The organism is Oryzomicrobium sp. (assembly GCF_021287045.1).
Classification (GTDB): domain Bacteria; phylum Pseudomonadota; class Gammaproteobacteria; order Burkholderiales; family Rhodocyclaceae; genus Oryzomicrobium.
Map to the genome: position 1 here is coordinate 32,218 of NZ_JAJTBG010000007.1, position 15,834 is coordinate 48,051.

Here is a 15,834-nt window from a genome sequence, read left to right on the forward strand (position 1 = left end):
CGACCCACTCTCGGACTTGGCATGACCTCCGCACGCACCCGCGTGCGCATGATCGAGCGCCTGCGCGAGCAGGGCATCCGCGACGAGGCGGTGCTGGCGGTCATGGGCGACATTCCCCGCCACCTGTTCGTCGAAGAGGCCCTGGCATCACGGGCCTACGAGGACACGGCGCTGCCGCTGGGCTTTTCCCAGACCATCTCCCAGCCGTTCATCGTCGCCCGCATGATCGAGCTCCTGCGCAGCGGCCGGAGCGGCCTGGGAAAGACCCTGGAAGTGGGGGCCGGCTGCGGCTACCAGGCAGCGGTGCTGGGGCGCCTGACCAGCGAGGTCTACGCCGTGGAGCGGATCGCGCCGCTGCTGGAAAAGGCCAAGGCCAACCTGCGCACCCTCAAGCTCTTCAACGTGCGCCTCAAGCACGCCGACGGCCAGTTGGGACTGCCCGAGGCGGCCCCGTTCGACACCATCATCCTGGCGGCCTCGGCCCCCGCCATGCCCCAGGCGCTTTTGCAGCAGCTGGCGCCGGGTGGCAGAATGGTGCTGCCGATCGGAAGCATCGAGCAGACGCTGCATCTCGTGGAGCGCACCCCCCAGGGGTTTGTTGAGACCAAACTGGACGCGGTCCGATTCGTCCCGCTACTTCCCGGAACAGAATGATTTTTCGTCGATTTGTTTTCCCCGTTCTCGGTATTGGCCTGTTGGCCGCCGGTTGTGCCACCCAGCATCCCGCCCCGGTGGTGGACCGCGCCCAGCCCTCCGCGCGGGGGGCGGGTACGCCTGTTGCGGCCACCGGTGTGCCCGGTTGCCCCGAAAACTATACGGTCAAGAAGGGCGACACCCTCTACAGCATCGCCCTGGAACACGGTGCCGATTACAAGGACGTGATCGTCTGGAACCGGATCGACAACCCCAACCGCATTCTGGTTGGCCAGGTGCTGTGCGTGAAGGCGCCAGGCGATTCCGGCGTGGCCGTGGCCAAGCCCATCGGTCCGGGGGCGGCCATTGAGAAACGCTCCCTGGACGGCAGCGCCGCAGTGCCCGCTGCGCCGGTTGCGGCACCGGTTTCCAGCGACGGCATCAAGCGAGAGCCTCGCGCCGGCAAGGAACCCTATACCGATCAGGCCCTGGCGGCGGCCCAGGCTGGAACAGCGGCAGGGGCGGCGGCCGGGACGGTGGCGGCCAAGCCTGAGCAAAAAATTGAACCGAAGGCGGAAACCAAGCCGGAATCCCGCGACTCCAAAGAGGGAGACGAGCCGGCCTGGGGCTGGCCTGCATCGGGAAAAACCCTGTCGGGATTCTCGGACAGCAGCAAGGGTATCGATATCGCCGGCAAGACCGGCGACCCGGTGCTGGCCGCGGCCGAAGGCAAGGTGGTTTATGCCGGTGTAGGACTGCGCGGTTACGGCAAGCTCGTCATCATCAAGCACAACGCCACCTACCTGACCGCTTATGCTCATAACAGCAACGTTCTGGTGAAAGAAGGGCAGAACGTCGTGAAGGGGCAGAAGATTGCCGAGATCGGCAACACGGATACCGATACCACGAAGCTCCATTTCGAGGTGCGGCGTCAGGGTAAGCCGGTGGATCCTCTGAAACATTTGCCGCCACGATGACCATGAACAGCCGCCATTCCGAGTTCGCCGATGATGCCGAGGAGGATTTCTCCGAAGATACTGCCGAACCGGAAGGGGCGGCTGACGGGGAGGGGAGCGACCTGAACGGGGACTCCGCCCCCGAGCCGAATGGCGAGACGGCGGCGCCCGAGGTCGAACTCCTCAACGACGTCACCCAGATTTACCTCAACGACATCGGCGCCAAGCCGCTTCTGACCCCGGACGAGGAGGCGGCCACGGCCCGTTGCGCCCGGGACGGGGATTTCCAGGCGCGGCAGAAGATGATCGAGCACAACCTGCGGCTGGTGGTGAACATCGCCAAGCACTACCTCAACCGCGGCATTCCCCTCCTGGACCTGGTCGAAGAGGGCAACTTGGGGCTGATGCACGCCCTGGACAAGTTCGAGCCCGACCGGGGCTTTCGCTTTTCCACCTACGCAACGTGGTGGATTCGCCAGAACATCGAGCGGGCGATCATGAACCAGTCCCGCACCATCCGTCTGCCGGTGCATGTGGTCAAGGAAATCAACGGCGTGCTGCGGGCGATCCGGCAGCTCGAGGCGAACCACGCCCAGGAATATGGGGTGGAGGAAATCGCCGCCCTGGTGGACAAGCCGGTGGATGACGTGCGGCGTCTGCTGGCGCTCAACGAGCACACCGCATCCCTGGATGCACCCCTGGACGTGGACCCCAACCACACGGTGGCCGACGCCATCGCCGACGAGAGCAGTGCCGACCCGGTCGGGCTGTTGCAGTCCTCCGAATTGTCGGGCCTGGTCAACCACTGGGTGACCGAGCTTTCCGACCGGCAGCGCCAGGTGATCGAACGCCGCTACGGCCTCAACGGGCTGGAAGTGGCCACCCTCGAATCCATCGCTGCCGACCTATGCCTGACCCGGGAGCGGGTCAGGCAGATTCAGGTCGAGGCCCTGGGCCAGTTGCGCCGGATCATCCGCCGGCGCGGCGTTTCCCGCGAGAGCCTGATTTAGCCGCAGCGGCCGGCTTGGTCCTGGCCGCCGCCGGCGCACCGATGGGCCGGGGCGCCACTGGCACACCGTCCACCGCGCCGGTGCGCAGCGCTTCCGCGAGTTGGAACACCGACATGGAGTAGAAGCTCGAGCGGTTGTAGCGGGTGATCACATAGAAGTTGTCGAAGCCCAGCCAGTATTCGGTGGGCGCTTCCGGCGATACCAGATCCACCAGGGCCGCCTTGTTATCCACCTCTTCCTGGCCGGGGCGCAACAGGCTCGCCGGCACCGCCACGCCCCGCCCGGCCAGTTCGCTCAGGCTGCGTTGGGGGCGGATGCCCTCGTCCACCAGGGACTGGGCCTGGCCGGCATCGACCTGGACGGGCAGTGCGATCGCCGCGCCGCGCCGCCAGCCGTGGGCTTCCAGGAAGGCGGCGACGCTGCCGACCGCGTCCTTGCTGCTGCCGCGCAGATCGATCTGGCCGTTGCCGTCGAAATCCACCGCATAGCGGCGCAGGCTGCTCGGCATGAACTGGGGAATGCCGATGGCGCCGGCGTAGGAACCCTTCACGGCTAGATCGTCCATGCCGTTCTCCCGGGTAAACAGCAGGAACTGCTCCAGTTCGCCGCGGAAATAGGCGGCCCGGGGCGGGTAGCGGAAGGCCAGGGTGGCCAGGGCCTCGAACACCTTGAAGCGCCCCGGGTTCACCCCGTATTCGGTTTCCACGCCGATGATCGCGGCGATGATTTCCCGGGGTACGCCGTAGCGCTCTTCGGCCGCCTCCAGCTCCCGGGCGTGTTCGGCCATGAAGGTCAGCCCGGCGCCGACGCGGCGGGCGTTTACGAAACGTTCCCGGTAGCGGACCCAGGAGCGCTGCTCCACCCGGGTCGGCGGCGCGATGGCCTTCAGCACCGTCTTGTTCGGGGCGGTCAGGGCAAAGTCCCGGTGCAGGGTGGCCGCATCCATGCCGTACTTGGCTGCCATTTCGTCGATAAAGCTCTCCACGTCGGGATCGCCGAGAAAGGGCCGAGTTGCGGCGATGGCAGCGGCCACCCCTTCCTGGGCGGCAACGGGGGGGGCGGCAAAGACCGACAGGCCTCCCAGCCCCAGGGCAAAGCAGAGGGCGGGCAGGGCGTGGCGGCGGGAATGTGTCTTCAACGGGGTCTCCGGAACAGGGCGGCGCGGGCCAGGGCCCGCAGCCGGGCGAGGGGGCGGCGCTGATCGGCGCCCTCGGGCGGGCGGTAGCGCAGCTGGATGTAGCAGGCGGCGGCCTCGTCCACCAGCGGCCCCCAGGCGGGAAATTGTACGGCGACGCGGCGGGCGAAGTCGGCCGGGCCCTCGTGGGGTGCCCGGGCCACGCCGCGGCGGGCGAGCCGGCGGCAGAGCGACTGCCACAGGCGTCCAGGGACGTCGGCTGGCGCGGCGCGGCGTCCGGGCCAGGCGGCCGCCAGTCCGGCCAGGGCCAGCAGGGCGCCGCAGGCGGCGGTGAGCAGGGGCAGCAGCCGGCGCCAGTCGGCGTCGGGCCAGCCCAGGCGCTCGAGCAGGTCCTGCTGGCGTTGGGAATTGTACCCGAGCACCCACTGGTTCCAGCCGTTCTGGGCGGCCTCCCAGCGGTAGCGTAACTGGCGCAGCAAGGGCCAGTCGACGCGCATCAGCGGGGGCAGGGGCTCGCCCAGTGGTGTGGCATCGGCCAGCCCCGACTCGACCCGGGCCGGCGATACGGCGGCAGTGGGGTCCATGCGCACCCAGCCGTCGCCTGGGGCCCAGACCTCGGCCCAGGCGTGGGCGTCCGACTGGCGGACTACCCAGAAATCATCCAGAGGATTTCGCTCCCCGCCCTGGTAACCCGTCACCACCCGGGCCGGCACGCCGGCAGCGCGCATCACCACCACAAAGGCCGAGGCGAAGTGTTCGCAGAAGCCGCGCCTGGTGCCGAACAGGAACTCGTCCACCGGGTTGGCGCCGAGCAGGGGCGGGGTCAGGGAATAGGTGAAGCCGTCATTGCGAAAGCGCTCGAGTAGCAGGGCGGCGATCCGGTAGGGGCGTTCGGCAGTTGGCAGCCGGGCAGTTTCCTGGCTCAGGGCGGCACCCAGGGCCCGGGCCCTGGGATTGCCGTGCTCCCCGATGGCCAGTGGTAGGCGCAGGGCTCGTTCCAGCATGGCCGGCATTTCATCCGCCGCCAGCCGGGCGGCGGGTTGGGCACGGGCCTCGTAGCGCAGGCGCTTGACTACCGGCGCGTCGCTTTGCAGCTCGCCGGTGGCAGCCAGCCGGGCGTCGCCCTGCCAGGCGGTGGGGTGGTCCAGGGCCAGCAGCCAGCGGTTGCCGTGGGGTTCCAGGGTCAGGGTGTAGGCGTAGTCGGGTTGGCCGGGGACGGCGGCGATGGCCGCCGTGGCGCGGCGCGGCGGAGGCAGGGCGCTCCAGGTGCGCCCGTCGAAGGCCTCCAGGACCGGGCCGCGGAAGTAGAGTAGGGATTTGGCCGGGGTCGGGCCGTCGAAGCGTACCCGGAAGGCGATCTCGCCGGATTGGATCAGCTTGGCGATGGACCCCGGCGCCATGGTGTCGGACAGCCCGCTACGGCCACTGAAGGCGTCCCGGGGCAGCCCCCACAAGGGGCCGTCGATGCGCGGGAAGAGCAGGTAGAGGGCGGTCATGAACGGCAGGGCGAGCAGGGCGAGGGCCAGCCCCCGGCCGACCAGGGCCCGGGGCGCCGGGGCCTGGCCGCCGCTGTGCAGGCGGATCAGGGTGACGACGATGGCGGTGCAGCAGGCGAAGGCCCAGGCGCCGGTGACGAGGGATTGGGATTCGAAGAACTGGGCCAGCAAAAGAAAGCAGGCCAGCAGAATGACCACCCAGGCGTCCCGGCCCGGGTAGGGGCGGGGGTTCGGCGGCGGGCGGAATTCATAGAACTTGAGGGCCAGCAGAAAGGCCAGCAGGGCGACACCGGGCCCGCGGCCGAACAGGGTGCGGAATTCCAGCCCGACGGCTGCCAGCACCGCCAGGGCGCCGGCCAGCACCAGCCAGGGCGGCAGCGGGGCGGCGTCGCGGCGCAGCAGCAGGGCGCGCCCGCCCAGCAGGACGGCCACCGCGATGCCGGCCCAGGGCGGCAGGGCCGGAAGCAGAGGGGCGGACACCAGGGCCGCGACCCCGAGTAGCCAGGCCAGTTCGGTACGCTGGCGGCCGGCGGCGGATGGGGCGCTCATGGGGCCATTTCCGGAGCGGGCATCGTCGCCGGCACGCCGTCGTCGGCAAAGCCGAACAGGGCGAGCCGGGCCAGGCAGGCTTCCCGGTGGGCTTCGCCCCGGGACGGAGGCAGGGCAGTACCGGGCAGGCGCAGCCCGTAGGGGGCGTCTAGGGCGTCGGCGGCGAGCACCCAGGCGCAGAGCACGGCCAGGCGCTTTTCCAGGGCCTGTTCCGGCGCCAGGCCGGTGGCGGGCGGCGGCACGTCCTCCCAGCGCAGCCACAGCTCTCCGGCAGCGTCGCTTTCGAACTGTTTGAGGGGCAGTTCGCTCCGGCGCCGCTCGCCGTCACCCTGGCGGGCCACCAACTTCCAGGCCACGTGGCGCAACGGATCGGCGGGGGTGCGCGGGCGCAGCCCGGCGAAATCCTCGTTGCCGGCCTGGGTGCGCCGGGTAGACCGAGCGCCGCTGCCGGCCGCTTGGGGCGGCAAGGGCGGAGCCGGGTCCGCCGGGGCCGGATAGACCAGGGCGGACACGGTGGGGCGCCAGATCGACCAAGCGGTGAACAGCCCCAGGGGGTAGCGGCTTTCCACCCGGATCGGCGGGATGGGCAGGGGGCCGCGCTTCGGGGCAGCCAGGGGCAGGACTACTTCCGCCTCGCTGCCGGCGGCCAGGTCGAGCCAGGCGGTGGGGCCGTCACCATCTGTCGGGGCGAAGCCGAAGCCGAAGCCCAGGCCGGGGCGGGGTTCGCTGCGGCGCTGGCTGGCACGCAGCACGACGCCGAGGGTGGTGCCGGCCATGCCGTTTTCGGTGGGGCCGGCGGTCAGGGTCAGCCCCGCCAGGTTGCGGTAGGTGAGGCCCATGCCCAGGGTGCCGACACCGGCCAGCAGGAAGACCACGGCGTAGCCCAGGCCCAGGTCGTAGTTGACCGCCGCCAGCAGCATGGTGGCCAGGGTGGCGGCGAACCCCAGTCCGGCGCCGCTGGGCAGGATGTAGATACGCCGCTGGCCAAGAGTCAGCGGCACCGTGTCGGGGGCGCGGCCGTACAGCCAGCGCTCCAGGGCGCGGTCCCGCCAGCGGCGCAGGAAGCCGCTTCGTGCCGGCAGGGGCCGGGTCACGGCAGGGGCACCGCCTCGATCAGGCTGCGGGCATCGGTGGCCGACAAGCCGCTCTCGCTACCCCGGTGGTGGAGGCGGTGGCCGGCCACGGCAGGAAACACGGCCTGGACGTCTTCGGGTAACACATGGTCGCGTCCGTCGATGAAGGCGTGGGCCCGGGCGGCAGCGAGCAGGCCCAGGGCGGCCCGGGGGGACAGGCCGTGGCGGAAGCGCTGGTCCTGGCGGGTGGCGGCGGTCAGGGCATAAACATAGTCCACCACCGGGGCGGCGGCATGGACCTGGCCGGCGGCCTGTTGCAAGGCGGCCAGTTCGCCCGGGGCGAGCAAGGATTCCAGTGCATCGACCCGGTCGCGCCGGCTGCCGCCGGCGAGCAGCGCCTTTTCCGCCGCCGGGTCCGGGTAGCCCAGGGACAGGCGCATCAGGAAGCGGTCCAGCTGGGATTCGGGCAGGGGAAAGGTACCGACCTGGTGGGAGGGGTTCTGGGTGGCGATGACGAAGAAGGGCTCGGGCAGCCGCCGGGTTTCGCCGTCCACCGTGACCTGGCCTTCTTCCATGGCTTCGAGCAGGGCGCTCTGGGTCTTGGGGCTGGCCCGGTTGATCTCGTCGGCCAGCACCACCTGGGCGAACACGGGGCCGGGCACGAAGCGGAAGCGGGCGCCTTCGGCATCCCGTTCGTAGAGGCTCACCCCCAGGATGTCCGCCGGCAGGAGGTCGCTGGTGAACTGGAGGCGGGAGAAGTGCAGGCCGAGCAGCCGGGCCAGGGCGTGGGCCAGGGTGGTCTTGCCGACGCCGGGCAGGTCCTCGATGAGCAGGTGTCCCCGGGCGAGCAGGCAGGCCAACGCCAGGCGCAGGGCGTCCGGCTTGCCCAGGATGACCTCGTCTGCGGCGGCGAGGATGCGGACGATGGCGTGGTGGCGGGCAGCGGGCAGGGCGGAATCCATGATGGCCGAAGGGGAATGGAGCATGGCGGTGGGGGCGGGCAGAGCGGTCAAAGGGCGGAAAAGGCCGGCCAGTGCGGCATTTCAGCACGGTCGGCGAGTTGTGGCGCCCGGTAAAATGGGATGATAATGCCAGAAGAGAACGGCACTACCCCGGCCACGGCGATGGTCCGGGACACAACGATAACGGCCCTTGAGCGCCGGGTAGTCATAACAGCAGCCGGCCCGTCCCCCAACCGGAGCCACGGCGCAGGAATCGTCGAGTCGACGGCCGCGAGTCCGCCAGTGCGGGCTCGTTTGCGCCGATAGATTCGCTCCAGACCACTTCAACGCAGGGTAGAAGTTGTGACCACCACCGCCTTCATCAGTCACAAGGATTGCTTTCTTCACGACATGGGGTCGTTCCATCCGGAATCCCCGAGCCGACTGACCGCCATTTCCGACCACCTGATCGCCCAGGGCATCGACGCCTATTTCACCCACTACGACGCGCCCCTGGCCACCCTGGAGCAACTGCGCCGCGTTCATCCGGTGGGCTACCTGGAAAAGCTCAAACGCAGTTCCCCGGAAAGCGGCATCGTGCACCTGGACCCGGATACGGCCATGAACCCCCACACCTGGCAGGCGGCCCTGCGCTCCGCCGGGGCCGGCGTCATGGCGGTGGACATGGTGATGCAGGGCGAGGCGCCCAACGCCTTCTGTGCCATCCGCCCCCCCGGCCACCATGCCGAGCGGGAGACGGCCCTGGGCTTCTGCTTCCTCAACAACGTGGCCATCGCCGCCCGCCATGCCCTGGAAGTGCATGGCTTGTCGCGGGTGGCCGTCGTCGATTTCGACGTGCACCACGGCAACGGCACCGAGGACATCTTCAAGGACGATCCCCGGGTGCTGATGGTGAGCATGTTCCAGCACCCGTTCTTCCCCTACAGCGGCGCCGATTGCACTGCCGAGAACATGTGCAACGTCCCCCTGCCGGCGGGGACGTCCGGGGAAGAATTCCGCATGGTCGTGTCGGACATCTGGATGCCGCGCCTGCGCGAGTTCCAGCCCGAGATGATCTTCATCTCGGCCGGTTTCGACGCCCACTACGAGGACGACATGGGCAGCATGAAGCTGGTGGAATCCGACTATGCCTACGTCACCCGGGAGATCAAGCGCTTTGCCGACCAGGCCTGCAAGGGGCGCATCGTCTCCATGCTCGAAGGCGGCTACGTGCTGTCGTCCCTGGCACGCAGCGTGGGCGTCCACCTGCGCGTACTGGCCGATCTCTGACCGCCCGGGGCGGTAGGGCGCCACGCCGTCCTGCCGCCCAAATCGGGGTTCTCGTTCGAGGACTTCCCGGCAACCGGCGTTCGGGTAGAATCGAACGCTTTAGATTTTCTCCTGCAAACTCCGCCATGATTACCGGATCCCTCGTTGCCATCGTCACTCCCATGCAGGACGATGGCCGCCTCGATCTCGCCGCCCTGCGCCGCCTGATCGATTTCCACGCTGCCGAAGGCACCGACGGCATCGTCATCGTCGGCACCACTGGCGAATCCCCCACCGTGGGCGTGGAAGAGCACTGCGAACTGATCAAGACCACCGTCGAGCACGCCGCGGGCCGCCTGCCGGTGATCGCCGGCACCGGCGCCAACTCCACCGCCGAGGCCATTGAGCTGACCCGCTTCGCCAAGGACGTGGGCGCCGACGCGGTGCTGTCGGTGGTGCCCTACTACAACAAGCCGACCCAGGAAGGGCTGTACCAGCACTTCCGCGCCATCGCCGAGGCGGTGGACATTCCAGTGATCCTCTACAACGTGCCCGGCCGTACCGTGGCCGACATGAGCAACGACACCGCGATCCGCCTGTCCGCCATCGACAACATCATCGGCATCAAGGACGCCACCGGCAACATCGAGCGCGGCACCGACCTGATCCTGCGCGCCCCCGAGGGCTTCGCCGTCTACAGCGGCGACGACGCTTCCGGCTGCGCCCTGCTGTTGCTCGGCGCCCATGGCGTGATCTCGGTGACCAACAACGTGGCCCCTCGCCTGATGCACGAGATGGTGGTGGCCGCCCGGGCGGGCGACGTCAAGACCGCCCGCGAGATCAACGCCAAGCTGCTCGGTCTGCACAAGCACCTGTTCTGCGAAGCCAACCCGATTCCGGTGAAGTGGGCCGTGCAGCAGCTGGGGCTGATCCCCGGCGGCATCCGCCTGCCCCTCACCGCCCTGTCCCCCGAGTACCACGAACGGGTGCGCGGGGCGATGCGCCAGGCTGGCGTCCTGGCCTGACGATCCGGGCGGCGGCGCAAGCCGCCGCCTTCGCCCTTTTTGCACTTCCCCTTTTTCGCCAACCACGAAGCGAGAGCCGACGATTTTGAAGCGCCCTGACATTCATTCCGCCCGCCTGGCCATGGCTGCGGGTGTGGCGATGGCGGTAGCCGCCACTGCCGGCTGCGGCATCATGCCCGACTCGAAGAAGATCGATTACAAGTCCGCCAGCAAGGCCCAGGTTCCCACCCTGGAAGTTCCCCCCGACCTGACCGCGCCCACCAAGGACGACCGCTACGCCGTCCCCGACGTGGGCGGCAAGGGCACGGCCACCTTCTCGGCCTACAACGCCGAGCGGGACACCGCCAAGACCCAGGTGCAGAACACTGCCGTCCTGCCCCAGGTGGAAAAGACCCACATCGAGCGGTCCGGCACCCAGCGCTGGCTGGTGGTGGACCAGGCGCCGGACAAGGTCTGGGACACCGTCAAGGAGTTCTGGCAGGAGACCGGCTTCATCGTCAAGGTGGAGCAGCCCGACGCCGGCGTGATGGAAACCGATTGGGCGGAAAACCGCGCCAAGATCGGCGAGGACTGGCTGCGCAACACCCTGGGCAAGCTGCTCGACTCCCTGTACTCCACTGGTGAGCGCGACAAGTTCCGCACTCGCCTGGAGCCGGGCGCCCAGCCGGGCACCACCGACATCTTCATCAGCCACCGCGGCATGGAAGAGGTCTACATCACGCCCCAGAAGGACCAGACCCGCTGGCAGCCCCGGGCCTCCGACCCCGACCTGGAAGCCGAGATGCTGCGCCGCCTGATGGTGCGCTTCGGCGTCGAGGAAAAGCGTGCCGAGGCCCAGATCGCCGCTTCCAGCACCAAGACCCAGGAGAAGGCCCGGGTGGTCAACGGCGGCGACGGTTCCGCTCAGGTGGTGGTGGACGAGCGCTTCGACCGGGCCTGGCGCCGGGTCGGCCTGGCCCTCGACCGGGTCGGCTTCACCGTGGAAGACCGGGACCGCTCCAAGGGCCTGTTCTTCGTCCGTTACGTGGATCCGGAATCGGATGCCGCCAACAAGGACCCCGGCCTGCTCTCCAAGCTGGCGTTCTGGAAGAGCTCGCCGAAGGTGGAGAACAACGTTCAGTACCGCATCCTGGTGCGGGACGGCGGCGAATCCACCCAGGTCCAGGTGCTCACTCGCGAAGGGGGCTCCGATACCTCGGATACCGCCAAGCGCATCCTGGGCCTGCTCTACGAACAGCTGCGCTGAGTTCGCCGAGCCGTTCCCGACGGGATTCCTCCCGGCAACAAAAAGCCCCGCTTCGGCGGGGCTTTTTGTTGGGCAGTGATGCAGTGGGGAAGGGCCGCGGCGGAGTGTGTCGGCTTTGCCGATACCCCGCCGAAGCGGCCAGGCGGGTCAGAGGCGGAAACGCCCCACCACCTCCTGCATGTTGCGGGCAACGCCGTCCAGGGTGCGCGCGGCGCCGGCAGTTTCGGCGGTGGTGGCGCTGTTCTCCTCGGCGTGGGTGGCGATTTCCTCGACCCGGCGGGCCACGTCGGTGGAGGCCGACGACTGCTCGCGCAGGGCCTCAGCCACGTCCCCCACCAATTGGGCGACGCGCTGGGCCATCTCCTGGAGCTGGGACACCGTGTCGCCGGCTTCCCGTGCCAGGGTGACGCTGGTGTCCACCGAGGTGACGCCGGCCTGGATGCCTGCCACCACCTGGCGGGTCGATTCCTGGATGGCGCTTACCATCTGGGTGATCTCGCTGGTGGATTGGGCGGTGCGTTCCGAGAGCTTGCGCACCTCGTCGGCCACCACGGCGAAGCCGCGGCCATGCTCGCCGGCCCGGGCGGCTTCGATGGCGGCGTTGAGGGCCAGCAGGTTGGTCTGGTCGGCGATGTCGCGGATCACGCTGACGATGTGGGAAATCTGGGCCGACTGGCCTTCCAGCGCCGCCACCTGGGTCGCGGCGGTATTGACCACCTCCGAGACACGGGTGATTTCATCCACCATGCGCAGGAGGGTGTCCCGGCCGGTGCGGGCCTGGGTATCGGAGTCGGCGGCCAGGCGGCTGGAATCGGTGGTGCTGTCCGAGACGTGGTTGATCGAAACGGTCAGTTCCTCGATGTTGGCGGCGATCGCCGATGCCGCGGCGCTCTGGGCGCTGGCACTCTGCTCTAGTTGCGCGGCGCCGCTGTTGAGCTGCTGCGCGGCGCTGGAGATCCGGTCGGCGTTGTCCCGGGTCTGGGACAGGGTCGTGCGCAGGGAGCGCTGCATTTCGGCCATGGCGGCGATCAGCTTGCCCACCTCGTCCTGGCCAGCGGCCGGCACCGGGCCTTGCAGGTCGCCGGCGGCGATGCGCCGGGCGGTCTCGACGGCCACTTCCAGCTGTCGGGACATGCGGTTGGACAGCAGCAGGGAAGCCGCGATCGCGATGCCCAGGCCAAGGGCCAGGGCGACGATGCCGCCGGTCATGGCTTCATGGATGTGGGCATTGCCATCGTCAGAGGCATGGCTGGCGCCGTCCCGGTTGAAGGCGGTGAGGGCGTCAGTGGCGTCGCGCAGCTTGTTGGCCTTGTCCACCCAGGCGCCACGGCGAAGCTGCTGGGCTTCTTCCATCTTGCCTTCGTTCATCAGGGCGATGCCTTCTTCCACCACCTTCCGGTAATCGGCGACGCCCTGCTGCACCTGCTCGACGAGCTTCTGCTCGTCGGGACCGCTGATCAGCGGCTGGTATTCCTTGACGATGGTCTGGAGGTCGCCGTCAAGCTTTTTCAGGGAGCTTTCGATCTTGGCGCGTTCCTCGGGCGAGGTGCCGAGCATGTATTCCAGGCTGCGCACCCGGTAGCGCAGGCGCTCCTGGCTGATCTTGCCGGTGGCCTGGATGGACGGGAGCCAGTTGGTGATGATCTCGTTGGTGCTGTTGCCCAGTTGGCGGATCTGCAACAGGCAGAACAGGATCGCCAGCACCAGCACGCCGCCCGAGATGGCGAAGTTGAGAAAGAGTTTGGTGCGCAGACTCAGGTTGTCGAACCACTGCATTTGGGGTCCCCTCGTTGTTTTCGTCGGCAGGCCTGGCCTGCCGGGTTTGGTGCTACCGTCGCGGCGGGCGCGGTGGTGCTGCGAAAAGGCTAGTGCAGGCTCCCCGTTCCGGCAAGTCGTCGCCGCCCGGCGGTAGGGCGGGAGTGATGTAGTAAAATTTGCCGGCTTGCCTGGGCGGTTGTCATATACGTCGCTCAGATGGGGGGCCGGCGCAGGGCGCCGGATAGAACAACATCATGGGCAGGGCGCAACGATACCAGAGCGTGCTGCACCATGCCTGCCGATCGTCTCCAACGGCCGCGGCCAGGAGGGATGTCATGAATTGGGAAACAACCGCTGCAAATCCGGCCGTACCCTCGTGCGACGTCCTCGTCATCGGCGGCGGGCCGGCGGGCTCCACCGCTGCGGCGTTGCTGGCTGAAAAAGGCCACCGGGTGACCTTGCTGGACAAGGACCGTCATCCACGCTTCCACATCGGCGAATCCCTGCTGCCGGCCAACCTGCCCCTGTTCGAACGCCTCGGCGTGGCCGACCAGGTGCGCGCCATCGGCATGGAAAAATGGGGGGCCGAATTCGTCTCGCCCTGGCACGATCAGCGGCAGACCTTCTTCTTCGCCCGGGCCTGGGACAAGTCCATGCCCCACGCCTACCAGGTGCGCCGCTCCGATTTCGACAAGGTCCTGATCGACAACGCCGCCGCCAAGGGCGCCACGGTGATCGAGGGCTGCAAGGTGCGGGCGGTGGACTTCCAGCCCGACGGCAGCGGCGCCACCGTCCAGGCCCGCCACGACGACGGCCGGGAAGAAACCTTCGCCGCCCGCTTCGTGGTGGACGCCTCGGGGCGCGACACCTTCCTGGCCAACCGCTTCCAGGCCAAGCAGCGCAACCCCAGGCACAACAGCTCGGCCATGTACGGCCACTTCCGCAATGCCCGCCGCCACGAGGGGCAGGCTGCGGGGCACATCACCATCTTCTGGTTCGAGCACGGCTGGTTCTGGTTCATCCCCCTGTCCGACGGCGCCACCAGCGTCGGCGCCACGGTCTGGCCCTACTACATGAAGACCCGGCAGAAATCCCTCACGGACTTCTTCCTCGATACCATCCAGCTCTGCCCGGCCCTGGCCGAGCGGCTCCAGGGCGCCGAGCTGATGGCCGGGGTGGAGGCCACCGGCAATTTCTCCTACGTCACCGACCGCACCCACGGCCCCGGCTACCTGCTGATCGGCGACGCCTACGCCTTCATCGACCCGGTGTTCTCCTCCGGGGTCATGCTGGCCATGAACGGCGCCTTCGCCGGCGCCGAGGCGGTGGACACGGCCCTGCGCGAACCGGCCCGGACCGCCCAGGCCATGGCCGCCTTCGACCGGGTGATGAAGCACGGGCCGAAGGAATTCTCCTGGTTCATCTACCGGGTCACCAACCCCACCATGCGCGACCTGTTCATGGCGCCGAGCAACAAGCTGCGCATGGAAGAGGCCCTGCTCTCGGTGCTGGCCGGCGACATCTTCGGCCGCACGCCGATCTGGCGCTCCCTGCTCGCCTTCAAGGCCATCTACTACCTCATGTCGCTGCGCCACCTGCCCCGTTCCCTGGCGGCCTGGCGCAAGCGGCGCATGAACATTCGCTACGTGGAAATGCCGGAATCCGGCGTCGGAGGACAATGAGCGCTGTACCGCACCATCCGGGCGCAACACCCCTGATCGTCGCCTGTCAGCCCTGGACGGGCGAGCCGGCGGGGGATGCCCGGAACACCGCGCCGCTGCTGGCGCTCCAGGACGACCTCCTCGGGAGCGCCGTTTTTGCCGCCGCGCCGCTGGCCCTGCCCGGCGAGGCCCCCCGGAGCTTCGTTTCCACCCCGGTGCTCGACGGCCATCCGGCCTGGATCGAGGCCTGGCGCGGCGACGCGCCGCTGCGTGCCGGTCGTGCCGGACCCCTGGCATGGCGGGCCGGGCCCAACCTGCTGTTCGGCGCCGTCACCCTGGACGAGGCGGACTTCTCCCCCCGGGATGGCGCCACGCCCCTGCAACAGGCCGCCGAGGCCGCCTACAGGGCCGTCTTCGCCCTGCTTGCCGCCGAGGGCTATCCCTACCTGCTGCGGGTGTGGAATTACCTGGACGACATCAACGGCGAGAGCTTCGGCCTGGAGCGCTACCGCCAGTTCAACATCGGCCGCCAGGACGCCTTTCTCGCCAGCGGCCGGCCCGTGGTCCAGAACGTGCCGGCGGCCTGCGCCCTGGGCACCATCGGCGGCCACCTGGTGGTGTTCTTCCTCGCCGGCCGGCAAGCGCCGATTCCGGTGGAAAATCCGCGCCAGACCAGCGCCTACCACTATCCCCGCGAGTACGGGCCGCGCAGCCCCACCTTCTCCCGCGCCGCCGTGGTGCGCCATGGCGGGCAGGACGTGCTGTTCATCTCCGGCACCGCCAGTATCGTCGGCCACCGGACCCTGCACATGGGGGACGTGGCCGCCCAGACCCGGGAGACCCTGGCCAACCTGGAGGCGGTGATCGCCGAGGCCAACCGGGTCGCGCCCGGCGCCGGCTACCGTCTGGCCGACTGCCTACTCAAGATTTACATCCGCCATCCCGCCGATCTTCCGGCCGTCCGGGCCGAAATCGGCCGGGTGCTGCCGGCGGCCCGGGCCTTCTACCTGCAAGCCGACGTCTGTCGCGCCGATCTTTTGGTCGAGATCGAAGCCAGTACCGGCCATTCCCTGGAGTTCTGA

13 protein-coding genes are annotated in these 15,834 nt (G+C 68.8%); 8 read left to right on the top strand and 5 right to left on the bottom strand.

Annotated elements, in window-relative coordinates:
- Positions 1 to 21 precede the first annotated feature (21 nt).
- Genes LWW89_RS09185 through rpoS form a run of 3 tightly spaced genes read left to right on the top strand, consistent with a single transcriptional unit; the run spans position 22 to position 2,599 of the window.
- Complete coding sequence (locus LWW89_RS09185) at positions 22 to 654, top strand: protein-L-isoaspartate(D-aspartate) O-methyltransferase (protein WP_293263682.1); 633 nt, start codon at positions 22 to 24, stop codon at positions 652 to 654.
- Positions 651 to 1,610, top strand: coding sequence for a peptidoglycan DD-metalloendopeptidase family protein (locus LWW89_RS09190; RefSeq protein ID WP_293263683.1), 960 nt, complete (start codon positions 651 to 653; stop codon positions 1,608 to 1,610). Before LWW89_RS09185 ends, LWW89_RS09190 begins: the two co-directional genes overlap by 4 nt.
- A complete protein-coding gene (gene rpoS / locus LWW89_RS09195; RefSeq protein WP_293263684.1) occupies positions 1,607 to 2,599 on the top strand; it encodes an RNA polymerase sigma factor RpoS in 993 nt (330 codons plus the stop codon). Before LWW89_RS09190 ends, rpoS begins: the two co-directional genes overlap by 4 nt.
- Here rpoS and mltB read toward each other — a convergent pair.
- From mltB to LWW89_RS09215, 4 genes are read right to left on the bottom strand one after another with little or no spacing between them, the layout of a single operon-like run.
- Positions 2,559 to 3,737: a lytic murein transglycosylase B gene (gene mltB / locus LWW89_RS09200; RefSeq protein WP_293263685.1), complete on the bottom strand. Its 1,179-nt coding sequence runs from the start codon at positions 3,735 to 3,737 to the stop codon at positions 2,559 to 2,561. The two genes, rpoS and mltB, sit on opposite strands and share 41 nt — an antisense overlap.
- The gene (locus LWW89_RS09205; RefSeq protein WP_293263686.1) at positions 3,734 to 5,779 is read right to left on the bottom strand and encodes a DUF3488 and transglutaminase-like domain-containing protein; all 2,046 of its coding nucleotides are present in this window, start codon (positions 5,777 to 5,779) and stop codon (positions 3,734 to 3,736) included. The genes mltB and LWW89_RS09205 overlap by 4 nt, the downstream gene beginning before the upstream one ends.
- Positions 5,776 to 6,873: a DUF58 domain-containing protein gene (locus tag LWW89_RS09210; protein ID WP_293263687.1), complete on the bottom strand. Its 1,098-nt coding sequence runs from the start codon at positions 6,871 to 6,873 to the stop codon at positions 5,776 to 5,778. The genes LWW89_RS09205 and LWW89_RS09210 overlap by 4 nt, the downstream gene beginning before the upstream one ends.
- A complete protein-coding gene (locus LWW89_RS09215) occupies positions 6,870 to 7,814 on the bottom strand; it encodes an AAA family ATPase (protein ID WP_293263867.1) in 945 nt (314 codons plus the stop codon). Before LWW89_RS09215 ends, LWW89_RS09210 begins: the two co-directional genes overlap by 4 nt.
- 342 nt (positions 7,815 to 8,156) lie before the next feature.
- On the opposite strand from LWW89_RS09215, the gene LWW89_RS09220 reads away from it, so the two are divergent.
- From LWW89_RS09220 to bamC, 3 genes are all read left to right on the top strand, one after another.
- On the top strand, positions 8,157 to 9,083 hold the full coding sequence (locus tag LWW89_RS09220; protein WP_293263688.1) for a histone deacetylase family protein: 927 nt from the start codon (positions 8,157 to 8,159) through the stop codon (positions 9,081 to 9,083).
- A gap of 125 nt (positions 9,084 to 9,208) precedes the next feature.
- On the top strand, positions 9,209 to 10,087 hold the full coding sequence (gene dapA, locus LWW89_RS09225; RefSeq protein WP_293263689.1) for a 4-hydroxy-tetrahydrodipicolinate synthase: 879 nt from the start codon (positions 9,209 to 9,211) through the stop codon (positions 10,085 to 10,087).
- Between the two features lie 121 nt (positions 10,088 to 10,208).
- Positions 10,209 to 11,333, top strand: a complete 1,125-nt coding sequence (gene bamC / locus LWW89_RS09230; protein WP_293263868.1) for an outer membrane protein assembly factor BamC — start codon at positions 10,209 to 10,211, stop codon at positions 11,331 to 11,333.
- A gap of 147 nt (positions 11,334 to 11,480) precedes the next feature.
- Here bamC and LWW89_RS09235 read toward each other — a convergent pair whose 3' ends face one another.
- Positions 11,481 to 13,109, bottom strand: a complete 1,629-nt coding sequence (locus LWW89_RS09235) for a methyl-accepting chemotaxis protein (protein WP_293263690.1) — start codon at positions 13,107 to 13,109, stop codon at positions 11,481 to 11,483.
- Positions 13,110 to 13,426: 317 nt separating this feature from the next.
- On the opposite strand from LWW89_RS09235, the gene LWW89_RS09240 reads away from it, so the two are divergent.
- Both LWW89_RS09240 and LWW89_RS09245 read left to right on the top strand, forming a co-directional pair.
- The gene (locus LWW89_RS09240) at positions 13,427 to 14,773 is read left to right on the top strand and encodes an NAD(P)/FAD-dependent oxidoreductase (protein ID WP_293263691.1); all 1,347 of its coding nucleotides are present in this window, start codon (positions 13,427 to 13,429) and stop codon (positions 14,771 to 14,773) included.
- The gene (locus tag LWW89_RS09245; protein WP_293263692.1) at positions 14,770 to 15,834 is read left to right on the top strand and encodes a hypothetical protein; all 1,065 of its coding nucleotides are present in this window, start codon (positions 14,770 to 14,772) and stop codon (positions 15,832 to 15,834) included. Before LWW89_RS09240 ends, LWW89_RS09245 begins: the two co-directional genes overlap by 4 nt.